The organism is Arthrobacter sp. AOP36-F1-5 (genome assembly GCF_058137995.1).
Window position 1 is genome coordinate 2,249,396 of record NZ_CM176892.1, and the last position, 23,600, is coordinate 2,272,995.

Annotated in this window: 19 protein-coding genes and 1 tRNA gene; 3 read left to right on the forward strand and 17 right to left on the reverse strand. The window is 67.4% G+C overall.

Annotated elements, in window-relative coordinates; translation table 11 throughout:
- Positions 1-39: 39 nt before the first annotated feature.
- The 3 genes from AC3ZI9_RS10305 to AC3ZI9_RS10315 form a co-directional block, all read right to left on the reverse strand.
- On the reverse strand, positions 40-1,461 hold the full coding sequence (locus AC3ZI9_RS10305) for a mycothione reductase (protein WP_444555116.1): 1,422 nt from the start codon (positions 1,459-1,461) through the stop codon (positions 40-42).
- Between the two features lie 5 nt (positions 1,462-1,466).
- Complete coding sequence (locus AC3ZI9_RS10310; protein WP_444561759.1) at positions 1,467-2,807, reverse strand: MinD/ParA family ATP-binding protein; 1,341 nt, start codon at positions 2,805-2,807, stop codon at positions 1,467-1,469.
- 114 nt (positions 2,808-2,921) lie between these two features.
- Positions 2,922-6,368 (reverse strand): pyruvate carboxylase, encoded by a 3,447-nt coding sequence (locus AC3ZI9_RS10315; protein ID WP_444555118.1) that lies wholly within the window; start codon positions 6,366-6,368, stop codon positions 2,922-2,924.
- Positions 6,369-6,618: 250 nt separating this feature from the next.
- Here AC3ZI9_RS10315 and AC3ZI9_RS10320 point away from each other — a divergent pair, with 250 nt between their 5' ends.
- Entirely contained in the window at positions 6,619-7,452 is an 834-nt protein-coding gene (locus tag AC3ZI9_RS10320; protein ID WP_489923574.1) for a ParA family protein, read from the forward strand.
- A gap of 100 nt (positions 7,453-7,552) precedes the next feature.
- Here the strand turns inward: AC3ZI9_RS10320 and AC3ZI9_RS10325 are convergent, their stop codons facing one another.
- The 13 genes from AC3ZI9_RS10325 to AC3ZI9_RS10385 all read right to left on the reverse strand — a co-directional run bounded on the left by AC3ZI9_RS10325 (position 7,553) and on the right by AC3ZI9_RS10385 (position 18,996).
- The gene (locus AC3ZI9_RS10325; protein WP_444555151.1) at positions 7,553-8,140 is read right to left on the reverse strand and encodes a MerR family transcriptional regulator; all 588 of its coding nucleotides are present in this window, start codon (positions 8,138-8,140) and stop codon (positions 7,553-7,555) included.
- 198 nt (positions 8,141-8,338) lie between these two features.
- Positions 8,339-8,821, reverse strand: a complete 483-nt coding sequence (locus tag AC3ZI9_RS10330) for a bifunctional nuclease family protein (RefSeq protein ID WP_444561758.1) — start codon at positions 8,819-8,821, stop codon at positions 8,339-8,341.
- An 18-nt stretch (positions 8,822-8,839) separates the two neighbouring features.
- Positions 8,840-9,589 (reverse strand): transcriptional regulator FtsR, encoded by a 750-nt coding sequence (gene ftsR, locus AC3ZI9_RS10335; RefSeq protein WP_444561757.1) that lies wholly within the window; start codon positions 9,587-9,589, stop codon positions 8,840-8,842.
- Positions 9,590-9,600: 11 nt separating this feature from the next.
- Positions 9,601-10,077, reverse strand: coding sequence for an FHA domain-containing protein (locus AC3ZI9_RS10340; protein ID WP_444555121.1), 477 nt, complete (start codon positions 10,075-10,077; stop codon positions 9,601-9,603).
- A gap of 307 nt (positions 10,078-10,384) precedes the next feature.
- Positions 10,385-10,458, reverse strand: a tRNA-Pro gene (locus tag AC3ZI9_RS10345).
- An 84-nt stretch (positions 10,459-10,542) separates the two neighbouring features.
- On the reverse strand, positions 10,543-12,081 hold the full coding sequence (gene der, locus AC3ZI9_RS10350; RefSeq protein ID WP_444555122.1) for a ribosome biogenesis GTPase Der: 1,539 nt from the start codon (positions 12,079-12,081) through the stop codon (positions 10,543-10,545).
- 81 nt (positions 12,082-12,162) lie between these two features.
- Positions 12,163-12,831: a (d)CMP kinase gene (gene cmk, locus AC3ZI9_RS10355; protein ID WP_444555123.1), complete on the reverse strand. Its 669-nt coding sequence runs from the start codon at positions 12,829-12,831 to the stop codon at positions 12,163-12,165.
- Positions 12,832-13,935, reverse strand: a complete 1,104-nt coding sequence (locus tag AC3ZI9_RS10360) for a prephenate dehydrogenase (RefSeq protein WP_444555124.1) — start codon at positions 13,933-13,935, stop codon at positions 12,832-12,834.
- 3 nt (positions 13,936-13,938) lie between these two features.
- On the reverse strand, positions 13,939-14,964 hold the full coding sequence (locus AC3ZI9_RS10365; RefSeq protein WP_444561756.1) for a pseudouridine synthase: 1,026 nt from the start codon (positions 14,962-14,964) through the stop codon (positions 13,939-13,941).
- 33 nt (positions 14,965-14,997) lie between these two features.
- Entirely contained in the window at positions 14,998-15,603 is a 606-nt protein-coding gene (gene scpB, locus AC3ZI9_RS10370; RefSeq protein WP_444561755.1) for an SMC-Scp complex subunit ScpB, read from the reverse strand.
- Positions 15,600-16,472: a segregation and condensation protein A gene (locus AC3ZI9_RS10375; protein ID WP_444555127.1), complete on the reverse strand. Its 873-nt coding sequence runs from the start codon at positions 16,470-16,472 to the stop codon at positions 15,600-15,602. The genes scpB and AC3ZI9_RS10375 overlap by 4 nt, the downstream gene beginning before the upstream one ends.
- A gap of 26 nt (positions 16,473-16,498) precedes the next feature.
- Complete coding sequence (locus AC3ZI9_RS10380; protein WP_444555128.1) at positions 16,499-17,395, reverse strand: ParA family protein; 897 nt, start codon at positions 17,393-17,395, stop codon at positions 16,499-16,501.
- A 227-nt stretch (positions 17,396-17,622) separates the two neighbouring features.
- Positions 17,623-18,996 (reverse strand): cation:dicarboxylate symporter family transporter, encoded by a 1,374-nt coding sequence (locus AC3ZI9_RS10385; RefSeq protein WP_444555129.1) that lies wholly within the window; start codon positions 18,994-18,996, stop codon positions 17,623-17,625.
- 153 nt (positions 18,997-19,149) lie between these two features.
- On the opposite strand from AC3ZI9_RS10385, the gene AC3ZI9_RS10390 reads away from it, so the two are divergent.
- Together AC3ZI9_RS10390 and AC3ZI9_RS10395 are read left to right on the forward strand one after the other, a co-directional pair.
- Positions 19,150-20,874, forward strand: coding sequence for a sensor histidine kinase (locus AC3ZI9_RS10390; RefSeq protein WP_444555130.1), 1,725 nt, complete (start codon positions 19,150-19,152; stop codon positions 20,872-20,874).
- Positions 20,864-21,565, forward strand: a complete 702-nt coding sequence (locus AC3ZI9_RS10395) for a response regulator (protein WP_444555131.1) — start codon at positions 20,864-20,866, stop codon at positions 21,563-21,565. Before AC3ZI9_RS10390 ends, AC3ZI9_RS10395 begins: the two co-directional genes overlap by 11 nt.
- 20 nt (positions 21,566-21,585) lie before the next feature.
- Here the strand turns inward: AC3ZI9_RS10395 and AC3ZI9_RS10400 are convergent, their stop codons facing one another.
- Positions 21,586-23,481 carry a propionyl-CoA synthetase gene (locus AC3ZI9_RS10400; RefSeq protein ID WP_444555132.1) on the reverse strand — a complete coding sequence of 632 codons (1,896 nt, stop codon included), beginning with the start codon at positions 23,479-23,481 and terminating at the stop codon, positions 21,586-21,588.
- Positions 23,482-23,600: the final 119 nt, after the last annotated feature.

Consider the following 23,600-nt stretch of genomic DNA (forward strand, 5'->3'; position numbering starts at 1 on the left):
GCGTGGCCCGGCCTTTTTGTGTGCTGCGGTGCGGCTCCGCTACAGCGGTGCGTCCTCCCCGGCGGGCAGCTCAAGGCCCAGCAACGCATTCTCCACGACCTCGGTCAACGCCGGGTGGATCCAGTAGGGGCGCCGGGCCATCTCGACGACCCCGAGCCCGGTGGCCATGGCCTGGATGAGCGGCTGGATGAGGATCGAGGCCTCGTGTCCCATCACATGGGCCCCCAGCAACAAGCCGGTCGACCGGGAGGCCACCAGCTTGAGGATGCCTTCCTGGTCCTCCATCGCCCATCCGTAGGCCGTGGAGCCATAATCCTGCACGACGGTGACGACGTCCTCGGGGTCCTGCGCCCGGGCCGTGGCCTGTTCGCCGGTCAGTCCCACCGAGGCGATCTGCGGATCGGTGAAGACCGCTGCCGGGACGAAGGACCGGTCGGTGGAGCGCAGCTGCCCGGGGTGTTCGAGGTTATGCGCCACCACCCGGGCTTCGCGGTTGGCGACATGTTTGAGCTGCTGTTCGTTGGAGGCATCGCCCAGGGCATAGCACCCGGGTAGCGCCTGACCCCCGGAGAGCACCCGCTGGAACCCGTCCACCGCCAACCGGCCGTCATGTTCCAGGTCCAATCCGGCGGCTTCGGCCCCGATCCGGTCCGAGTTCGGCACCCGGCCGGTGGCCATCAGCACGACGTCGGCGACCACTTCCACGGGCCCTTCAGCGGTCTCGAAGTGCCCGGTGACGGTTCCGTCGTCGTTCTCGGTGACGGCACTGAGGGCATGGTCCAGCTTCAGGGTCCAGCGTCGGGCGGCGGACTGCGTGAACCGGCGGGAGATCTCCTGGTCGTGATGGCGCAGCAGGGCCGCGGAACGGTTCGCTTGGATGACCTGGGAGCCCAGGCCATGGAAGACGTGGGCGAACTCGGCGGCGATGAAGCCGCCACCGACGATCAGCACCCGTTCCGGCAGCGCGTCCAGGCGCATCACGGTATCCGAGGTGTGGACCTGGGGCAGCTCCACACCGGGGACCTCGGGCAGCACGGCCCGGGAGCCGGAGGCCAAAACAATCTGGTCGGCGGTGATGACCTGCCCGGATTCGGTGACCAGCGTCCGCGGGTCACGCAGCCGGACGCTCTCGGTGTAGACGTCGACGTTCTCGAGCTCCTGGTCCCGGTAGCGCAGACCGTCGGCCGAAATCGCATCGATCCGCCCGAAGATCCTGTCCCGGATCCCCGGCCAGTCGGTTCCACGGTGTTCCAAGTCGACCCCGAGACGGGCCGCTTCCCGGGGGGAGGCGGCCAGGGTGGCCGGGTAGACGAACATCTTCGTGGGGATGCACCCCACGTTCAGGCAGGTCCCGCCGAAGGTCCCGGCGTCGATCATGGCGACCTTCTTATCGTCCCAGAAACCGGTGATCAGTGAATTGCCGGATCCGGATCCGACGATGGCCAGGTCATAATGCGTCAAGTGATTCAGCCCTTCAGTTCGTCCACGACCAACGCCGCGAGCTCCATCACGGCGTCGCGGGTGCCCGGTTTGAGCCGGTCCAGGGAGACCCGGGACCCTTCGGCCAGATGCGGATCATGCGGCAGCCGAACGACCGTGGCGACGCGCGAGCGAAAATGCGATTCGATCTCCTCGACGTTCACCCCGCGACCGGTTCCGGAGGACTGGTTGATGACCACGATCGCATTCTTCGCCAGCTCGGTGCGCCCGTGGGCCTCCAGCCAGGACAGTGTCTCGGAGGCCAACCGGGCTTCGTCGACACTGGCCCCGGAGACCAGGACGACGGCATCGGCCTTCTCCAGGGTGCCCTTCATGACCGTATGGACCATCCCGGTCCCGGAATCGGTGAGCACGATGGAGTAGTACTTCGAAAGCAGCTCGGTGACGGCACGGTAGTCGGCGTCGTCGAACGCCTCGGCCACCCGCGGGTCGGTGTCCGAGGCCAGCACGTGCAGACGTGATCCTTCCCGTGCGGCATAGGAGGAGAGCTTGGCGAAGGTGTCGACGCTGAAACGGTGTTGGACCAGGTTCCGGGCGGTGAACTCCGATTTGCCCGGCGAGCGGTCGCTGAGCGTCCCGCGGTCGGGGTTGGCGTCCAGGGCGATGACCCGGTCCTCCCGGATCTGCGCCAGGGCCATGCCCAGCAGGGTGGTCACCGTGGTCTTGCCGACTCCTCCCTTCCGGGACAGGACGGGGACGTAGCGGGTAGTTCCGGGCAAGGGGGCCGAAATCCGGTGTTGCATCTGCCGGCGGATCCGCACGGCGTCCGAATCCCCGACGTTGACCCGGCCTAAGGAGGCCCGGAACAACAGGCGACGCCATCCGCCCACGGGTTCGCGGTCCCGGGGTTCGAGCAGCCGGTCGGGCGTCAGCTGCGAAGCACTTTCGGGGGCCTTGGGCTGCGGGGCCGCGCCGGCTCCGGCGGTGGTTCCCGCCCCGACGCCGGCGGAGGCGGTGGCGGTGGCTGTGGCCGGGCCGGGGCCCGGGGTTCCCCCCACCGGACCGGCGGTGCCGGCCCCGGGGTCCTGCTGGTCGGTCGGTGCTGCAGGGATGACCATGCCCTGGGCCAGCGGGCGCGGATCGGAGGGATCCGCGGCCGTTGCCTCGTCCTGGTCCACCGGCTGCCAATCGGAGAGGTCCGGCAGGTCGGCGGCCCCATGGCCGGCCCCCGCGGATTTGAGGTCCTCGCCGAGGTCCTCCTCCGGGGTGTCGGTTCTGGGCTCCGACGGGTCCACTTCGTCGTGCGGAGCCGGTTCCGGGGTCTCCGGGGCTTCGTCGTCGTCGTGGTTCTGGTGCGGCTGGGTCATGGCATCCTCTGCGGAAAGTACTGGCTGTAGGAACGTCAGCCATCACCCTAACGCACCGACGGGACGCCCACCGTGTCGTCGGTGGACGTCCCGTCCTGCGGTGGTACGGCGGCCCTAGGCCTCCAGAACCACCAGGAGGTCCCCGCCCTGGACCTGGGCCGTGCCTTCGATGGCGATACGGCTCACCCGGCCACCGGCGGGCGAGGTGATCGCTGCTTCCATCTTCATGGCCTCGATCGTGGCGATGGTGCCGCCGGCGGGGACGGTGTCGCCGACCTCGACGGCTGCGGTGACCGCACCGGCGAAGGGTGCTGCCACGTGGCCCGGATTCGACTGATCCGCCTTCTCCGCGGCCTTGACCGTGGATTCGACGTTGTCGTCGCGAACCGTGATCTGGCGCATCTGCCCGTTCAGGGTGCACATCAGGGTGCGCATGCCCTTCTCGTCGGGTTCGGAGATCGCCTGCAGGGTCACCAGCAGGCGCACCCCCTTGCCCAGGGAGATCACGTGTTCGGCGTGCTGGACCAGCCCGTAGAGGTAGTCCCGGGTGTGCAGCAGCGACACGTCGCCGTATTCGGCCCGCAGCTTCTCGAAGTCACGGGTCGGCCCGGCGAACAAGAGCCGGTTCAGCGTCTGGCGGCGGGTCGACGAATCCCCGGCCAGGCCCTCCTGGTCCTCGGGCTCGAGCTCCTCGACCCGGACCTTGACGTTGCGTCCCTGCAGGGCCTTGGTCCTGAAGGGCTCGGGCCATCCACCGGGCGGATCCCCGAGTTCGCCGGAGAGGAACTGGATCACCGAATCGGGGATGTCGAATTCCTGCGGGTTGGCCTCGAATTCCTTCGGGTCCACGTTCATGCCCACCAGATGCAGGGCCAGGTCGCCGACGACCTTCGAGGACGGGGTGACCTTCACCAACCGGCCCAGGATCGCATTGGCCGCGGTGTACATCTCCTCGATGTCCTCGAAACGCTCGGCCAGCCCCAGCGCCTTGGCCTGCTGGCGCAGGTTCGAGAGCTGGCCGCCGGGGATCTCGTGGCGGTAGACCCGGCCCGTCGGACCGGGCAGCCCCGATTCGAACGGCCCGTACATCGAGCGCACGGCTTCCCAGTAGGGTTCCAGCGAGGCCGCCGCCTCGAGCGGGATCCCGGTATCGCGGTCGGTGTTGGCCAGGGCGGCGACCAACGCCGATTCCGAGGGCTGGGACGTGGTCCCGGCCATGGAGGCCACCGCGACGTCGACCGCGTCGACCCCGGCGTTGGAGGCCGCCATGAGCGTGGCCAGCTGGCCACCTGCGGTGTCGTGGGTGTGCAGGTGCACCGGCAGGTCGAAGCGTTCGCGCAACGCCGTGACCAGCTGTGCGGCGGCCGCCGGTCGCAGCAACCCGGCCATGTCCTTGATCGCCAGGATGTGGGCGCCGGCGTCGACGATCTGCTGGGCCAGATCCAGGTAGTAGTCCAGCGTGTAGAGCTTCTCCTCGGGATCGAGCAGGTTCCCGGTGTAGCACAGCGCCACCTCGGCGACCGCGGTCCCGGTCTCGCGGACCGCCTTGATGGCCGGGGCCATCTGCGAGACGTCGTTGAGGGCGTCGAAGATCCGGAAGATGTCGATCCCGGCTGCGGCGGCCTCCTGGACGAAGACATCGGTCACCTCGGTGGGGTACGGGGTGTATCCCACGGTGTTGCGACCGCGCAGGAGCATCTGCAACGGGATGTTCGGCAGCTCGGCGCGCAGCAGTTCGAGCCGCTTCCACGGGTCCTCGCCCAGGAAGCGCAGCGAGACATCGTAGGTGGCCCCGCCCCAGACCTCCATGGAGAACAGCTGCGGCAGCGTATGGGCGTAGGCCGGGGCCGCGGCAATCAGGTCACGGGTGCGGACCCGGGTGGCCAGCAACGACTGGTGGGCGTCCCGGAAGGTGGTGTCGGTGACCGCCAGTTCGGTGCGCGAGCGCAGTTCGGCGGCGAAGCCCTCGGGCCCGCGTTCGAGAAGGACCTGGCGCCAGCCGGCGGCGGGCTCGTGCTCCGAGGGGCCGTCGAAGGGGCTGCGCATCGGCTGGTCGGATTTGTCCCCCGGGTAGTACGGCAGCTTCTGCCGCGGGTCCAGGCCCTCACGGCGCGGGCCGTTGGGCTGGTTCACGGTCACATCGGCCAGGAAGGACAATGCCTTGGTGCCACGGTCCTGGCTGCGGTTGCCCTCGAGCAGATCGGGGCGCGAATCGATGAAGTCGGTGGCGACGTCCCCGGCGATGAACTGCGGGTCATCGAGCACGTTCATCAGGAACGGGATGTTCGTGGCCACCCCACGGATCCGGAATTCGGCCAGCGCGCGGCGGGCCCGGCGTACGGCGGCCTCGTAGTCCCGGCCGCGACAGGTCAGCTTGACCAGCATGGAGTCGAAGTGCGGTGAGACCACGGCACCGGTGTAGATGGTGCCTCCGTCCAGCCGGACCCCCGAGCCGCCGGCGGACCGGTAGACGGTGATGGTGCCCACATCCGGGCGGAACCCGTTGGCGGGGTCCTCGGTGGTGATGCGGCATTGCAGGGCGGCACCACGGATATGCAGCTGGTCCTGGCGGATGTCCAGATCCGTCAGCGAGGCCCCGGCCGCGATGCGCATCTGGGCGGAGACCAGGTCGATATCGGTGATCTCCTCGGTGACCGTGTGCTCGACCTGGATCCGCGGGTTCATCTCGATGAACACGTGCTCGCCGGCCCGCTCCCCCACCGTGTCCACCAGGAACTCGACGGTTCCGGCGTTCTGGTAGTTCAGGGCCTTGGCGAACTTCACGGCATCGGCGTAGAGGGCCTGGCGGATGCCCTCGTCCAGGTTCGGCGCCGGGGCGATCTCCACGACCTTCTGGTGGCGGCGCTGCAGCGAGCAATCCCGTTCGAAGAGGTGCACCACGTCCCCGTGGGCATCGGCGAGGACCTGGACCTCGATATGACGCGGGCGCAGCACGGCCATCTCCAGGAACATGGTCGGATCCCCGAAGGCGGTGGCCGCTTCGCGCATGGCGGCGTCCAGGGCCTCGGGAAGATCCTCCCGGGTATCCACACGGCGCATGCCGCGACCGCCACCGCCGGCCACCGCCTTGACGAAGATGGGGAAGCCGATCTTATCGGCCTCGCCGATCAGCCATTCGGCGTCGTCGCTGGGCTCGGAGGAGGCCAGCGTCGGAATTCCTGCCGCCTTGGCGGCCTTCAGCGCCTGGACCTTGTTTCCTGCCAGTTCCAGGACATCGGCCGGGGGCCCCACGAAGGTGATGCCGGCTTCCTCGGCGGCACGGGCGAGATCGGGGTTCTCCGAGAGGAACCCGTAGCCCGGGTAGATCGCGTCCGCCCCGGAGTCCTTGGCGACGCGGATGACTTCCTCCACGTCCAGGTAGGCGCGGACCGGGTGGCCCTCCTCGCCGATCTGGTAGGCCTCGTCGGCCTTCTGGCGGTGGATGGATCCGCGGTCCTCGTAGGGGAAGACGGCAACCGTCTTGGCTCCCAATTCGTAGCCGGCACGGAATGCGCGAATCGCGATTTCGCCGCGGTTGGCTACCAAAACCTTTGAAAACATGGTTCTCCTGCATGGTGTCTGTTCGGACAGGACGAACGCAACGGTCTCCCCGGGTCTCGGGGGGTTTTGCCTCCGTGCGTCAGGCGCGAAGCGTAGATTCAAGCCTGCGCTCACCTTACAGTGGGCCATCACACAGCTAAAACTCTATTTCTTCATGACCTGAGCCACACCGTGGCAGGGGGAGGCGCCGAACGGCGGGGCCACCCTATGATGGTTGGGAGCCGAATCAGCGTAAAAAAACAGTAAGGTCGTGGTCCGTTCCGTGCAGGTCGTGAGCATCAGCAGTCTCAAGGGTGGCGTTGGCAAGACGTCGGTCACCCTCGGTTTGGCGTCGGCGGCGCTGGCCGCCGGTATCCCGACCCTGGTGGTGGACCTCGACCCACATGCCGATGCCAGTACCGGCCTGGGCGTGGAACCCAACGGTGACAACGACATCGGACACCTGCTGAAGAACGCCCGTCGTGGCGACATCACCGCCGCAGCGGTCCCCAGCCCGTGGACCGGCAGGGCCCCGGCGTCCTCCGGCAAGACCGGGCCGGCCGTGCTCGACGTGGCCGTCGGCGGGGCCTTCAGCGGCATCTACGACCGTCCCGACCTGCGGTTGCGCCATCTGCGCCGCTTGAAACAGCTGCTCGCGCGCCAGACACGGTACGAACTGGTGCTCATCGACTGCCCGCCCTCGTTGAACGGGCTGACCCGCATGGCCTGGACCGCCAGCAACGACGTGCTCCTCGTCGCCGAACCGAGCCTGTTCTCCGTCGCCGGCACCGAACGCACCCTGCGGGCCCTGGAACTCTTCCGCAGCGAGTTCGTCCCGGGACTGCAGACCGCCGGGGTGGTGGCCAACCGGGTCCGCCAGTCCTCGGCCGAGCAGCGTTTCCGGCTCGAGGAGATGCGCACCATGTTCGGTGATGCACTGCTCTCCCCCGTGTTGCCCGACCAGGCGAACTGGCAGCAGATCCAGGGTGCCGCCTACCCCGTCCACCAATGGCCCGGCGACGCCGCCCGCCAGTCGGCGGAACGCTTCGATGAACTCCTGGCCGGGCTGCGCACCGGACCGGACAGCACCACCACGTCGCGCTAGGGGCTTCCCGGCCCCGGACGAGGAACGGCGCGCACCCCCTTCCCGGGGATGCGCGCCGTTCCTCGTTGACCGGTTCCACGGACCGGAACCGATGACGTCTCTAGCTGGCGGACTTCTTCGCCGCACGACGGCGGGCCAATTCGTCGCCCGGGAAGACCTCTTCCTCGACGACGGCATGCTCGCTGGGTAGTTCGGCCAGACTGCCTTCGACCTCGCGCCAGACACGGCCCACGGCAATGCCGAAGACGCCCTGTCCGCCCTGGACCAGGTCGATGACCTCGTCGGCGGAGGTGCATTCGTAGACGGAGGCCCCGTCGCTCATCAAGGTGATCTGGGCCAGATCCTCCACACCTCGTTCGCGCAGGTGCACGACGGCGGAACGAATCTGCTGCAGGGAGACCCCGGTGTCCAGCAGCCGCTTGACGACCTTGAGGACCAGGATGTCCCGGAAGCTGTAGAGGCGCTGGCTGCCGGAGCCTGCAGCCCCGCGTACGGCTGGTTCGACCAGCCCGGTCCGGGCCCAATAGTCGAGTTGGCGGTAGGTGATCCCGGCCGCCTTGCAGACCACGGTGCCCCGGTATCCCGCCCCTTCGTCCAGGACGGGCAGGTCCTCGGTGAACAGCAGGCCCTGGGAATTGTCTCCGGCGCCCGTCTGGCCGGGGCCTGACGCCCCGCTATGCTCACCTATCGGACTCACGTGGACCCTCCTAGTTGAAAACTCCCCCCAATAGGGAGTTTGCCAGCTGTCGGGGAACCGTGGCGGCATCGGATGCCGTCCACTGTGCCGAGTGATGGGACAGCGAAGCAATGGGATTCTTATGCTTTGACGGTACGGCTGAACCAGTCCCACGTCAAAGACCTTCAAGTTTAACTTGAGGGCGTGTCGCTACTTGTCGAAATCCTCGGGTTCGACGTCGGCGAGGAACTCGCGGAATTCGCGCACCTGGTCCTCTGCGGCCTCTTCGGTGGAGCCCTCGTCGTTGACCAGGACCCCCGCCTCCTCCAGTACTTCCTCGGCGCAGGTGATGGGGCATCCGGCCCGCAGGGCGAAGGCGATCGCATCCGAGGCCCGCGAGTCCACGGTGGCCCCGCCGTCGAACTCCAGTTCGGCGTAGAAGACCGTTTCCTTCACCGACACCAGCCGGGCCTCCACCAGGGGGTGGCCCAGTGCCGAGGTGATGGTCTCCAGCAGGTCGTGGGTCATCGGCCGGGGGGTGCCCATCCCCTGCTGGGTCATGGCGATGGCCGAGGCTTCGGGGGTGCCGATCCAGATCGGCAAGTGGCGGGGGCCGTCGATTTCCTTGAGCAGTACCAACGGCTGGTTGGAGGGTAGTTCGATCCGGACTCCGACGAGCATCAGTTCTCGCATGGGTTCCTCCTGCAGCGCCTAGTGGTCCATCTTTGCGATCGAGCCGTTGACCAGGGCGCTATGCAGGGCCAGGCAGGCGTCGCTGATTTCGCGCGCGGTCTCCGCCGCGCTGGCGCGCGAGGAGACGTCACGACGACTGGCCAGCGGGGCGACGGCCCGTTCGACCAATCCGATTTCACGGTCCGCGGCGGCGCGGAAGCCACGCAGGTGCCGTGGTTCGATCCCGTGTCCAGCCAGCTTGGCGCTGGCGGTGGCTATGCGCACGGCATGTTCGTCGAAGCGCTGGTCGTCCTCGGAGATGATGCCGTAGGCCAGCAGCTCGGAGACCAGGTCGTCCGAGGCCCCGGTGGCCCCTTGGAGTTCGGCCCGGGTCAGCGGCCGGGTGTGCCCGGCGATCTCCTGGGCCAACTGGTCGGTCACGCTGCGCGGGGTCAAGGTCAGCCCGCTGGCCAACTGGTCGGGGCGTTCACCCCGGTCGACGGCGTCCAGATAATCCTTGATGACCTTCAACGGAAGGTACTGGTCCCGCTGCAGGGACAGGATGAAGCGCAGCCGGTCGATGTCCGTGGCCGTGTACTTGCGGTATCCGGCGGCGGTGCGCTGCGGGGTGATCAACCCCTTTTCCTCGAGGAAGCGGATCTTCGAGGCCGTGGTCTGCGGGAAGTCCGCCGAGAGTTCGGTGAGGACCTCGCCGATGTTGAGCACACTGGGCCGGGAGGTGTCGGCGCCTACGCCGACACCCCGGCGGGAGTGCGCGGATGAAACCACAGGGATGACCGTCAGTCCTGCCGTGCGGCGGTCGTGGGGACGGTCCCCGAGTAGAAGGTCAGGCGGAACTTGCCGATGCGGACCTCGGAGCCGGTGCGCAGGCGGACCGCGTCCACCCGGTCGCCGTTGACATAGGTGCCGTTGAGGCTGCCGGAGTCGACGACCTGGAACCCCTCGCCGTCCCGGCGGAACTGGGCGTGCTTCCGCGAGACGGTGACGTCGTCGAGGAAGATATCGGCTTCGGGGTGCCGGCCCACGGTGGACAGTTCCCCGTCAAGCAGGAACCGGGCACCGCGATTCGGTCCGGAATGGGCGATCAGCAGGGCGGAACCTTCGGGCAAGGCGTTGACGGAGGAGCGCTCCTCCGTCGACAGCGAGGTCTCGGGAGAGACCTCGTCAGTGGTCGGAGGCAGGCCGATGCTGGTGGTTTCCGCAGCAGATTCCTTGCGGTCCGCAGCGGTGTCCTCCCAACGGTTTTCGCCACTCATGTGTTTCCTCCCTGAAATGCCATGTCCCTACTTCGGCCACCGGGGGCCATAACGCCCAAATGGCGCGCCCACTTTGTGTTTTATCCAGCCTAGCCTACCGGTTATCCCTCGACGCAAGCCGGTGGTCACGATCCGGGTGCGGACGGTTCACGCTGACGCTTCGGGGCACTTCGGGGCCCATGGCCGGCCGCGGCCTCCCCGGACGCGGAACCGGGGGCGGAAGAGGTTCCGGCCCCGTGGAGCAGAGCACGGCAAGAAGGACCTTGCCTGAACGATAGTTCGTTCTGACAAGGTCCTTCTTAGCCGGTCGGGCTAGCGGGATTCGAACCCACGGCCTCCTGACCCCCAGTCAGGCGCGCTACCAAGCTGCGCCATAGCCCGGCGGTTCCGCAGCCGTTCTCCCGTCCTCGAGGGGCGGGTGCCGTCTGCGAAAAGCTCCTCGGCTACTCTACCCTATTTTCCGTTCTACTTTGACCGCCCACGCTTCTCACGCACGCGCATGCTGACCTCGATGGGTGTGCCTTCGAAACTGAAGGTCTCCCGCAGCCGCCGGGTGATGAACCGGCGGTACCCGGGGTCCAGGAATCCGGTGGTGAACAGCACGAAGCGCGGCGGCCGTGACGAGGCCTGGGTGGCGAAGAGGATCCGTGGCTGCTTGCCCCCGCGGACCGGGTGCGGGTGCGCCGCCACGAGCTCGCCGAGGAAGGCGTTGAGCTTGCCGGTGGGAATGCGGCGGTCCCAGGACTCCAGGGCCAGGTCCAGGGCCGGGACGAGCCGGTCCTTATGCCAGCCGGTGGCCGCCGAGATGTTCACGCGCGGGGCCCAATCGACATGGGCCAGGTCGTGTTCAACTTCCCGCTCCAGGTAGTGCCGGCGTTCGTCGTCGAGCAGGTCCCATTTATTGAAGGCCAGGACCAGGGCACGTCCCGAGTCGATGCTGGTCTGCAGGATCCGCACATCCTGTTCACTGAGGACCTCGTCCACGGCCAACAGGACCACGGCGACTTCGGCCTTCTCGAGGGCCGACTGGGTGCGCAGGGAGGCATAGTAGTCGGAGCCGACGGCCATATGCTGGCGGCGTCGGATCCCCGCGGTGTCCACGAAGCGCCAGGTGCGTCCACCGATGTCGACCAGTTCGTCCACCGGGTCCCGGGTGGTTCCGGCGGTGTCGTCGACGACGACGCGGTCGGTTCCTGCCAATTTGTTCAGCAGCGAGGACTTGCCCACGTTCGGTCGCCCGATGAGCGCCACGCGGCGCGGTCCTCCCGTGGGGATCAGCGCGCTGACCGCCGAATAGGCCGGCAGCTTATCCAACAGGTCATCGAGCAGATCGGCGGTACCGCGCCCATGCAGGGCGGACACGGGGTAGGGCTGCCCGAATCCCAGGCTCCACAAGGAGGCGGCGTCGGCTTCCTGGGCTTCGCCGTCGACCTTGTTCGCCACGAGGAACACCGGCTTCTTCTGCCGGCGGAGCATCTTCACGACCAGTTCATCGGTGGCGGTGGCCCCGACGGCGGAGTCGACGACGAAGATGATCGCGTCGGAGTGCTCGGCCGCGATTTCGGCCTGGTCGGCGACCCGGGCGTGGATGCCTTTTGCATCGTGTTCCCAGCCGCCGGTGTCCACGAGGGTGAAATCGCGTCCGCTCCACTCGGCGTTGTAGGACACCCGGTCGCGGGTGACTCCCGGAACGTCTTCGACCACTGCTTCGCGGCGGCCGATGATCCGGTTGACCAGGGTCGATTTGCCGACGTTGGGGCGGCCGATGATGGCCACCACCGGGGGCGCCTTCTCCTCGACCTCTTCGAAATCATCGTCGTCGAGGTGGGACAGCAGCCGGGTGTCCTCGTCGTCGAGTTCGTAGTCGGACAGGCCTTCCCGCAGGGAAGCGGCGCGCTGCTCGGCTTCCTCATCGGTGATCAGTTCGAGTTTTTCGGCGACGTGGTCCTCTCCCGAGGGGACGTATTCGTCTCCGTCGCCGGTAACGGCGGCGTGATCGGTCATGTTCAGGGGTTTCCTTTGTTCGCCGCTTCCGCCGTACGCGGAAGCACTTACTATTTTTGCACGCTTGGGGCCCGTGGGTCCTCAGGCCGGGGCGTCGACGGCTTCCACGACGCCCAGCACGGCCTGGACCGTCTGCTCGAAGTCCAGGTCGGAGGAATCGACCGTGACCACGCCGTCGGCCGCAGTGGTGAAACTGGTGACCGTGGAATCCTTGGCGTCCCGGGCGACGACCTGGCGTTGCAGGTCCTCCCCGCTCTGGGTGCCGCCGAGCTGCAGGCCGCGGCGGGCCATGCGCACTTCCTCACGCGCGGTGAGCAGGATCCGGGCCGGCGCTTCGGGGGCCACCACGGTGGTGATGTCCCGGCCTTCGGCGACGATGCGCTCGTGGGCGGCAATGATCTCCTGCTGACGACGCACCAGTTCGGCCCGGACCTCCAGGATCACGGCGACGGAGGAAACGGCCTCCGACACGTGCGGTGCACGGATTGCCTCACTGACGTCGGCCCCGTTGACCATCACCTGTTCGGTATCGGTCTCGGTGCCGATCTGCACGGAGGCCGCCTTCACCGCTGCGGTGACTGCTTCGGCATCCTGCAGATCGGTCCCGGCCTCCAGGCAGGCATAGGTCAGCGCCCGGTACATCGCCCCGGTGTCCAGGTAGGCGGCGCCGAGCCGGCGGGCCACCTCCTTGGAGACCGATGATTTTCCGCTGCCTGACGGGCCGTCGATGGCCACCACTAGATTCTGCACTTACTGCACTACCTTCCATGAGCGTTCGGTGAGGGCTTCCATGAGTTCCTGGCTGCGCCCGGGTAAAACGGAGATTTCAACCATGCCGACCTGATGGCCCGAGGAGTGTTCCATCCTCAGGTCCTCCAGGTTGATTCCCGCGTCGCCGACGTCGGCCAACAGCTGGGCGATCTGCCCGGGGCGGTCGTCCACGATGACGGTGACCACGGCGAAGGCCTGCGGCGGGGACCCGTGCTTGCCGGGGATGCGTGCCTGACCGGCGTTGCCCTCCCCCATGAGTTCCGCCAGGTCCAACAGGGCTCCGGGGCCCTCGGGGTCCTCCAGCGTGGAGATCAGCCGGTTCAGGTCCTCCCGCAACCCGTGCAGGATGCCCACCAGCTCGGGGGCGTTGTTGCTCAGGATCTGGATCCACAGCCGGGGATCCGAGGCCGCGATGCGCGTGGTGTCGCGCAGCCCGTTGCCTGCCAGGGCCAATGTATGGGCCGGGGCGTTGAGCAGGCGCGATGCCAACAGCGAGGAGGCGATCTGCGGGAAATGCGAGATCAGTGCGACGGCGGCATCGTGTTCGGCGGCTTCCATCCGGTGCACGGTGGCGCCGAGGTCTATGGCCAGGTCCGCCGCGATGACGGCGCTGGCCTCCCGGGACCCGGGGTGGGCACAGACGACCCAGGGCATGGCGGTGAACAATTCACCGCGGGCGGCCGCGGGACCGGATTTCTCCCGCCCGGCCATGGGGTGGGTCCCCACGTAGCGGGACAGGTCGGCCTCGGTCAGCCGGTCATCGGCCCTCAAGGCCCGCAGGATGGAGGTCTTCACGCTGGCGATGTCCACCACCGTGGCCCCCGGATGGGCCCGCAGGGCATCGGAGACCACCGCAGCACTCACGTCCGGCGGCGCGCCGACGACGACCAGCAGCGGCTCGGGTGAGACACCGGGTTCGTACAGGGTGCCCGCACCGATGTCCTGCGCGACCCGTGCGGCGGTCGGGGAGGTGTCGGCCAACGAGACCTGGACGCCGAGCCGGCTCAGGCCGAGACCGACGCTGGCGCCGAGCAGTCCGGTACCGATCACCAGTACCGGACCTGGAAGATGTGCGGCAACCACCTGCTACATACCTACTTCGGAAAGCAGGTGGCCGACCTCGTGGTTGCCCAGCTGGCGGATGGTGCCCTGCTTCTGGTCACCCAGACGGATCGGGCCCATCTGCACGCGCACCAGGCGCTTGACGGGGTGGCCGACGGCGTCGAAGAGCCGGCGGACGATCCGGTTGCGGCCCGAGTGCAGGACGACCTCCACCAGGACCTTGCCCGGGGTGGAATCGACGAGCTTGAAGGAGTCCACGCTGGCGATGCCGTCCTCGAGCTTGATGCCGCTCTTCATCTCGGCACCCACCCCGTGGGCCATCGGTCCGGGCACCTGGACCAGGTAGGTCTTGGGGATCTCGTAGGAGGGATGGGTCAGCCGGTTGGCCAGTTCCCCGTCGTTGGTCAGCAACAGCAGTCCCTCGGTGTTCACGTCCAGACGGCCGACGTGGAAGAGGCGTTCGCCCTTCTTGCGCAGGAAATCCGAGACGCAGGGCCGTCCCTCGGGGTCCTCCATGGTGGAAACGACGCCGCGCGGCTTGTTGAAGACGAGGTATTTCATCGTCTCGTTGAGTTGGATCCGCATGCCGTCCACATGGATGGTCTCGGAGCCCGGGTCCACCCGGATGCCGAGCTCGGTGACGATCTCACCGTTGACCTCCACCCGTCCGGCGGTGATCATCTCCTCGCTGACCCGGCGTGACGCCACCCCGGCGTTGGCCATGACCTTCTGCAGACGCACGCCGTCCTGGTCCTGCGTCGGTTCGGTGCGCGGAGTCGTCCGTCGCTGGGGAGCCGGGCGGTTCTTCTTCACCGGTCCCAGGTTCCGGCCGAAGCGTTCGCCACCGAAGGCCTGGGGCCCCCGCGGGGCCGAGGATGACTGGTCCTTCTTGGCTGCGCCCTGCTTCTTGGCGCCGTAGCTGCCCCCTGATTTCGGGCCCTGCTTGGGTCCGTCCTGTCGTCGTCCGGAAGCGCCGCGCCCGGCACCCTGGCCGGGCGTCGACCGGCGTTGATTGCCGCGGCCTGCGCCTGAATTGGATCCCTGGGTCATGTCGATTCCTTCGTTGCTTACTGAGATGGTGGCCTAGAAAGGGTCCTCGTCGTAGTGCTCGAGGTCGTCCAGTCCGGGCAAATGGGGGGAGAGCTGCGGCAGGTCCGCCACGCTGTCCACCCCCAATCTTTCCAGAAAATAGCCGGTGGTCCGATACAGCATGGCACCCGAAGTCGGATCCGTCCCCTCTTCGGCGACCAAACCGCGCATCGAAAGGGTCCTGACCACGGAGTCCACGTTGACCCCGCGGATCGCCGCAATGCGGGCGCGGGAGACCGGTTGGCGGTAGGCGATCACCGCCAGGGTCTCCAGCGCCGCCTGGGACAGACGGGAGGTGGCGCCGTCCAGGACGAAGCGGGAGACAACGGGAGCAAAGTCACGTTTTGAATAGACCCGCCACCCTCCGGCAAGCTCGCGCAGCTCGAAACCGTGATGCAGGTCATAGTCGTTCTGCAGCTCGGCCAGCAGTTCGCGGACCCGCTGGACGTCCACCGCCAGGACCTCGGCCAGCCGCTGCGGGGCCACCGGCTCGTCGGCGACCATCAGCACGGCTTCGATGGCCGCCCGCGCCCCACCGGGAAGGTCATCGACGTGGGGGTCCTCGGGCGGTGGCGGCGCCCCGGCGTCGTTGCCGGTCATGGCCCCTCCTCCCCCGCCGCGGGGGCCGCCGCGACGGGTGGAGGCAGCTGATGGTCCCCGGTCACGGTTTCGGGGTCCCACGCCCCGGCATCCTGGTTCCAGCAGACCAACAGTTCCGCCAGCGGACCTGCCTGCTCGAAGCCGATGAACCGGTCACGGAACAAATCCAGCAGCGCCAGGAACCTGGCCACCACCACGGGGGTCCGGGAGTCGTCGGCCACCAGTTCGGTGAAACTGACCTGTCCGCCTCCGATCAAGCGGGTGGCGATCAGTTCGGCCTGTTCACGCACGTTCACGGCGGGGGCGTGCAGGTGCTCGATGCCGACTTCGGTCGGTTCGATCCGCTTGGGTTCCATGGCCTTGCGGGCCAGCCGGGCCAAGGTGGACGCGCTGGTGGTGAAGACCAGTTCGGGCAGCAGGGCCGCGAAACCGGGTTCCAGGGAGACCCGGCGCGGGTAGCGTTCGGCTTCGACGGCGAGGCGGTCGGAGAATTCCCCGGCGATCGCTTTGAACGCCCGGTACTGCAGCAGTCGGGCGAAGAGCAGGTCACGCGCCTCCAGTAGGGCGATGTCCTCGTCGGATTCGACCTCGCCGGTGGGCAGCAACCGGGCCGCCTTCAGATCCAGCAGGGTGGAGGCCACCACCAGGAACGACGTCGTCTCCTCCAGGGCGCCCTCCCCCGCGCCGTCGCGCAGCTCACGCAGGTAGGCGATGAATTCGTCGGTGACCTTCGCCAGGGCGATCTCGGTGACGTCGAGCTGGTGTTTGCCGATGAGGTTCAGCAGCACGTCGAAGGGCCCGGAGAAATTCTCCAGGGCCACGGCGAAGCCACCGCTGCCCTGCGGGTCGGGGGCGGCGGACGGCGACACGGTGTCCGCACGGTCCGCCGTCCTCATTACGGGGCGCCGCCGCGGCTGATGAGCTCCTTGGCCAGCATCCGGTAGGACTCCGCCCCCGGGTGGTTGGTGGCATAGCTGGTGATCGGCTCGGCGGCGACGTTGGCGTCGGCGAACTTGATCGTGCGTTTGATGACGGTCTCGAAGACCTGGTCCCCGAAGGCCTCGACGAGCCGGCCGATGACTTCCCGGGAGTGCAAGGTCCTGGCGTCGTACATCGTGGCCAGGACGCCGTCCACCTGCAGGGAGGGGTTCAACCGGTCCTGGACCTTGTCGATGGTCTCCACCAGCAGGGCCACGGCACGCAGGGCGAAGAACTCGGCGGTCAGCGGGATGATCACCCCGTGGGCTGCGGTCAGCGCATTGACGGTCAACAATCCCAACGAGGGCTGGCAGTCGATGAGGATGACGTCGTAGTCGTCGGAGACCTTGCGCAGGGCCCGTTCGAGCACCTGTTCACGGGCCACCTCGTTGACCAGCTGGACCTCGGCGGCCGAGAGGTCGATGTTCGCCGGCAACAGGTCGATGTTCTCGATGTCGGTGCCCAGGATCGCATCATGGATGCTGGTCTTGCGTTCGAGCAGCACGTTGTAGACGGTGATGTCCAGCTCATGCGGGTTGGTTCCGAATCCGGCGCTGAGGGCTCCCTGCGGGTCGAAGTCGACCAACAGCACCTTACGACCGTATTCGGCGAGCGCGGCTGCGAGGTTGATGGTCGAGGTCGTCTTGCCGACCCCGCCCTTCTGGTTCACCATCGCGATGATGCGGGCCGGGCCGTGGCTTTCCAACGGCTGTGGTTCGGGGAAATTCGTCAGGGGTCGACCGGTGGGCCCGACCACCGGCGGCTCCTTCAGCAACCCTGCTGTCCGAGTCCTCGAACCCTTTTCCTCGCTCACGGTATGAACCACGCTTCCGATCGTTGCTTACTTCTCTCACTGCCTAGCCTCTAGGCTATCGCTGCGACGGTCCGCAACCGCGCAGGTTTGCCGGCAAACGGCGAGCCTTTACCTTGAAGCTGAACTCGAGGGTTGACCCCGGGCGGACGGCTTCCACCGCCGGAAGGGCGCGGTCGACCGGTCCGCCCCATGGGCCGAACCGGTCGACGGCGAGGTGCATGAGGCGGCTAATGCGTGAGCGCCGGTTCGGGCAGGTTTTGCCCGGCTTGCGCCTCGGCCTCGGCCTCGAAAGCCTCTGGTTCCAGCGAGAGCTCATCGAACGGGCGCTGGCCGGAGAGCACCGCGCGGGTTTGCTCCATATCGATTTCGCGGGTCCACTTGCCGATCAGCAAGGTGGCGACGGCGTTGCCGGTGAAGTTCGTGAGTGCGCGGGCTTCCGACATGAACTTATCGATGCCCACGATCACTCCCATGCCGTCGAGTAGCTCGGGACGGTGTGATTGCAGACCGGCAGCCAGCGTGGCCAGTCCGGCGCCGGTGACTCCGGCGGCGCCCTTGGAAGCGATGATCATGAACACCAGCAACGATATTTGTTCGCCCAGGTTCATGGGCATCCCCATGGCGGTGGAGACGAAGAGCGAGGCCATCGTCAGGTAGATCGCCGTGCCGTCGAGGTTGAAGGAATAGCCGGTCGGCACGGTGATCCCCACCACCGGCCGGGAGACCCCGGCATGCTCCATCTTGGCCATGAGGCGCGGCAGGGCCGATTCGGAGGATGAGGTGGAGAAGATCAGCAGGTATTCCCGGGCCAGGTATTTCATCAGCTTCAGGATGTTCAGCCCCGTCACCGCCTTGAGGATCGAGCCCAGGATCACGAGGATGAACAGCGCACACGTGATGTAGAAGGAACCCATGAGGATGGCCATGGAGCCGATGGCCGCCCAGCCGGTGGCCCCCACCACTGCGGCGATGGCCCCGAAGGCGCCGATCGGGGCGGCCCACATGATCATCATCATCAGTTTGAAGACCACGCCCTGGATGTGCTGGATGCCCTTGAGCACCGCTTCCCCGGATTTGCCCATGGACTGCAGGGCGAAGCCGACCAGCAGTGCCAGCACGAGGGTGGGCAGCACCGGGATGGAACCGGGGATCAGGCTCATCAGGAAATCAACGGTTCCGCTGTCCTGATCCCCCGCGGCCGCATCGTAGGGCTGCAGATGCAGTCCTGAACCGGGGTGGATCAGGTTTCCCACGAGCAGGCCGATGGCCAGGGCAAAGGTGGACATCGTGATGAAGTAGCCCAGCGCCAGACCGCCGACCTTGCCGACCGTCGCGGCCCGGGCCACCGAGCCGACACCGAGGACGATGGTGCAGAAGATGATCGGGGCGATGATCATCTTGATCAGTGCGACGAAAGCGGTGCCCAGTGGCTTGAGCGATTTGCCGACCTCCGGGAAGACCAGTCCGATCGTCGCGCCCAGGACGACGGCGATGATGACCATGATGTACAGCCAGTGGGTCCTGTCCTTCTTCCGCACTGGAGGCTGACCGGCCGCCACGCTTCCGGGACTGGGTTCATATGCTGCTGGCTTCGTTGCCATGCCGGCTCCTTCTGCTCTTCGAAATATGGGTTCCCTCCATGGTCGGACCGAAAGTGATTCACCTCACGCTTGCGTTCATATTGGTCACGCGTCTCCGCGCCGGGTCCGCCGGTCCCCGTGCGAAACTTGGTGACGGATTCCAAGGAGGACCCCATGGCGGCGAAGGCACATCCAACGGTGCAGGGTACTTTTTCGCTGGCCAGCCGGTTGTTCCTGGCCCAGCTGCTGCTGGTCGTCCTGATCTGTGCCGCCGTCAGTGCAAGCAACTACGCCACGGCACAGACCCAGGCCCGGGAGGCGACGGCGGACCGGGTCCTCGGCATTGCGGTGACCCTCGCCAACGACCCCTTCGTGGAGGACTCCGTCACCGGTCCTGCCCCTTCTGACGCACTGCAGCCCTACACGCGGAAGGTCGATGCCATGGCACACGTCGACTTTGTGACGATCATGGCTCCCGACCGCACGCGGTTCACGCACCCGAATCCCGACGAGCTGGGCCGCCCCTATATCGGCAGCATCGATCAGGCCTTGGCCGGGCACAGCCAGGTCGAGGAATACGAGGGCACCCTCGGCCCCTCCGTCCGGGCGATCGCCCCGGTGCACGACGACGGGGGCGGGGTGATCGCGATGGTCGCCGTCGGGGTGACCCTGCAGAGCCTGTCCCTGGCTCAGGCGGCCTCCTTGCCCACGGTCCTCTGGGTGGCTCTGGCCGCGACGATCCTCGGCAGTCTCGGTTCCTGGCTGCTCAGTCGGTATTTACGCCGGGTGACCCTGGGATATGGTCCCGAGGAACTGCGCAGCCTCTTCGCCTACTACGATTCGGCACTGCATTCGCTGCGCGAAGGCCTGGTGCTCATTGATGACCACCGTCGCCTCGTGCTCTACAACGACCAGGCTGCAGACCTGTTGGCGCTCCCGCCGGCCGGAGCCTTGAAACCTGCTCCGGTGGCGGAGCTGGGACTACCCGAGACGGTCCTGGACCTCTTCGCGTCGGGCCGCAGGGCCACCGATGAGATCCATCTGACCCGCGAAAGGATCCTGGTGATCAGCCAACAGCGCGCGAGCGAACCGGATATCGGCCCTTCGCCCGTCTTTCCGTTCCGCAGGTCCGGTGGGCTGCGCCGGGGAGAGCCGGCGGCCCGTCCAACCCCGCGCCAGCTGGGCACGGTGGCCACCTTGCGTGACCACACGGAGCTGCAGGCGCTGACGGGGGAACTGGAGTCGATGAAGACGCTCTCCGAGGCGCTGCGGGCCCAGACGCACGAACATGCCAACCGGCTCCATACCGTGGCGACCATGATCGAACTTGGTCGCGAACGGGAGGCGCTGGAATTCGCCGTGCAGGACCAATACGAGTCCCAGCGGCTCACCGACGAGTTCGTGCAGTCCATCGACGAGCCGTTCCTGACCGCCCTGATGATCGGCAAGGCGGCCCAGGCCCACGAACGCGGGATCCGTTTGACGATGTCTGCCAGCGGGGACCTTCCTCCGGGGGCGCTGGATGCCCGGGATCTGGTCACCTTGACGGGCAACCTGCTCGATAACGCCTTCGATGCCGCCGCCACCTCACCGCTCCGCACCGTCTGGGCCGACTTCTCGGTGGCGGACCAGATGCTGATCATCTCCGTTGCCGATTCCGGGCCGGGGGTCGACACCGACCAGCTCGAGGAGATCTTCCGTCTCGGTGGCACGTCCAAGGGCCCCGGGGCTCCTGGGGGACGCGGACTCGGGCTGGCCCTTGTCCGGCAGGCCGTGGCCCGGCTCAACGGAACGCTCGAGGTTGAATCCGACGGTGGCGCAATCTTCACCATCACCTTGCCACTGGGCCGCCAGATCCCCGACCACCCATCATCAGGAGGTGTCGACCATGGCCACTGACCGCGAATTGCGCACGCTCATCGTCGATGACGAACCGATGACCGCCCAGGCCCACGCAGACTATGTGCGCCGGATCCCGGGCTACGTGGTCGATGCCGTCGTGCTCACCGGCGGCGGGGCGCTCGCCAGGCTCGACGCGGCGGCCACCGTCGGGGCCCCGATCGATCTGGTCCTGCTGGATATGAATCTAACCGACCTCCACGGCCTCGATGTGGCGCGGCGGATCCGCGGCCGCGGGCATACCGTGGACATCATCGCCATCACCGCCGTCCGGGATCTCCACGTGGTCAAAACGGCACTGTCGGCCGGGGTGACGCAGTACCTGATCAAGCCGTTCAGCTTCGCCGTGTTCCGGGAGAGGCTGGACAACCACCGGAACTTCCGGCTCAACCTTGCCGATGCGGAGGGCACTGCCACGCAGGCCTCGATCGACAGCGCCTTGGCTGCCTTGCGCACGGTGGCCCCCACCCGGTTGCCCAAGGGGTTGCAGGAGGAGACGCTCGCGGCGGTCTCCGGTGCCCGCCAGAGCAAACCGACGGCTTTGTCAGCCACCGAAGTCGCCGACGTCGTGCAGCTGTCCCGCGTGACCGCCCGCCGCTATCTGGAATACCTTGCCGGGGCCGATCAGGCGATCAAGTCACCGCGATATGGCACCCCGGGCCGGCCGGAATATGAATACCGTTGGCGGTAGGCACACCCGATCCTGCCGCCTCACTCCATCCGCAGGAACGGCAGCAGCGCCTCGATGACCGCGGGGTCCTCGATCGTCGAGGGTACCGAGTAGGCCTTGCCGTCGGCGATCTGACGCATCGTCTTGCGCAGGATCTTCCCGGAGCGCGTCTTGGGCAGGGCCTCGACCACCCGGACCCGGCGGAAGTCGGCCACTGGTCCGATCCGCTCACGCACCAGGGCCACCAGCTCGGTGGCGAGTTGTTCCTCGGAGGTGGAGATCCCCGATTTGAGCACCACGAAACCGCAGGCGCTCTGGCCCTTGAGGTCGTCGGCCACCCCGATGACCGCGCATTCGGCCACCGCGGGGTGGGCCCCCAGGACCTGTTCGATCGCCCCGGTGGAGAGCCGGTGCCCGGCGACGTTGATCACGTCATCGGTACGACCCATCACATAGAGATAGCCGTCCTCGTCCAGGTAGCCCGAGTCACCGGTGGTGTAGAAGCCGGGGAACTGGTCGAGGTAGGCCGAGCGGTAGCGCTCGTCTTTGCCCCACAGGGTCCGCAGCGCCCCCGGGGGCAGCGGCAGCTCCAGGACGATGTTCCCCTCCTGCCCGGGCCCGACCGGTTCGCCCAGCGGATCCAGGATCGTCACGTGGTATCCCGGGACCGGCACGGTCGGGGACCCCGGTTTGATCGGGAGTGCCTCGAGGCCCAGCAGGTTGGAGGCGATCGGCCAGCCGGTCTCCGTCTGCCACCAGTTGTCGACGATGGGCACCCCCAGGACCTTTCCGGCCCAGCTGAAGGTGTCCGGGTCCAGCCGTTCACCGGCGACGAAGAGCGCCCGCAACCGCGAGGTGTCGTAGTTCTCCAGCAGTTCCGCCCGAGGGTCCGCCTTGCGGATCGCCCGCAGCGCGGTCGGGGCCGTGAACATGACGTCGACCTCGTGTTCTGCCACGACCCGCCAGAAGGCACCGGCATCGGGGGTGCCGACCGGCTTGCCCTCGTACAGCACCGTCGTCGCCCCGGCGATCAGCGGCCCGTAGACGATGTAGGAGTGGCCCACCACCCAACCGACGTCGGAGGCGGTGAACATGGTCTCGCCGGCTTCGACTCCGTAGATGTTGCGCATCGACCATGCCATGGCCACCGCGTACCCGCCGGTATCGCGGACCACTCCCTTGGGGGACCCGGTCGTTCCGGAGGTGTAGAGGATGTAGAGGGGGTCCCCGGCGGCCATGTCCACCGGGCCCGCGGGCTCGGCCGCTGCGGTGAGGTCCTCCCAATCGAGCCACCCGGCAGGGGTGCCTCCGTATTCGGAACGGTCGTGCTGGAAGCCCTCACGGTGGTGCACGACGACGGTGCCCATTTTATGTGCCGCCGTCTCCATCGCCTCGGCAACCACCGGCAGGTATTCGACACGGCGGGCCGGTTCGACCCCGCCGGTGGCGGTGACGATGGCCTTCGGGCGGCAATCGTTGATCCGGGCCGCCAGTTCCTTCGCGGCGAACCCGCCGAAGACCACCGAGTGCACGGCCCCGATCCGGGCACAGGCCAGCATGGCGATCGCGGCCTGCGGGATCATCGGCAGATACAGGATGACCCGGTCCCCCGCCTCGATCCCCCGGTCCCGCAGGACCCCGGCGAAGCGCGAGACCTCGTCGAGCAGCTCCGCATAGGTGTAACTGCGCCGGGTCCCCAGGACCGCGGAATCGTAGACCAGGGCCGCCTGGTCCCCGCGACCGGCGGCCACATGGCGGTCCAAGGCGTTCACGGTGAGGTTCAGCCTCCCGTCCGGATACCATCCGTACAGCGGTGCCCGGGAGTCGTCCAGCCCGCGTTCGGGGCGGGTGCTCCAGTCAACCAGCGTGGCCGCTTCCAGCCAGAAGGCGGCGGGATCCTCGGTACTGGCGGCATAGGTTTCACGGTAGTCAGACATCAGGCACTCCCTCGTAGATGGGCAGGTAATGGGCCCACTCTATGGCCCGGGTCACAGAGGCTCAACCATTATGTATACATAGATCCCGAATCTACTCACGAAAACTCGATAGGACCCCC

Excerpts from the sequence above, each read along its gene's own strand:
- AC3ZI9_RS10385 (WP_444555129.1), bottom strand. The coding sequence starts at position 18,996 with ATGGCAACGAAGCCAGCAGCATATGAACCCAGTCCCGGAAGCGTGGCG.
- AC3ZI9_RS10365 (WP_444561756.1), bottom strand. The coding sequence starts at position 14,964 with ATGACCCAGGGATCCAATTCAGGCGCAGGCCGCGGCAATCAACGCCGG.
- AC3ZI9_RS10390 (WP_444555130.1), top strand. The coding sequence starts at position 19,150 with ATGGCGGCGAAGGCACATCCAACGGTGCAGGGTACTTTTTCGCTGGCC.
- der (WP_444555122.1), bottom strand. The coding sequence starts at position 12,081 with ATGACCGATCACGCCGCCGTTACCGGCGACGGAGACGAATACGTCCCC.
- AC3ZI9_RS10400 (WP_444555132.1), bottom strand. The coding sequence starts at position 23,481 with ATGTCTGACTACCGTGAAACCTATGCCGCCAGTACCGAGGATCCCGCC.
- AC3ZI9_RS10395 (WP_444555131.1), top strand. The coding sequence starts at position 20,864 with ATGGCCACTGACCGCGAATTGCGCACGCTCATCGTCGATGACGAACCG.
- AC3ZI9_RS10315 (WP_444555118.1), bottom strand. The coding sequence starts at position 6,368 with ATGTTTTCAAAGGTTTTGGTAGCCAACCGCGGCGAAATCGCGATTCGC.
- scpB (WP_444561755.1), bottom strand. The coding sequence starts at position 15,603 with ATGACCGGCAACGACGCCGGGGCGCCGCCACCGCCCGAGGACCCCCAC.
- AC3ZI9_RS10310 (WP_444561759.1), bottom strand. The coding sequence starts at position 2,807 with ATGACCCAGCCGCACCAGAACCACGACGACGACGAAGCCCCGGAGACC.
- AC3ZI9_RS10340 (WP_444555121.1), bottom strand. The coding sequence starts at position 10,077 with ATGAGTGGCGAAAACCGTTGGGAGGACACCGCTGCGGACCGCAAGGAA.
- AC3ZI9_RS10330 (WP_444561758.1), bottom strand. The coding sequence starts at position 8,821 with ATGCGAGAACTGATGCTCGTCGGAGTCCGGATCGAACTACCCTCCAAC.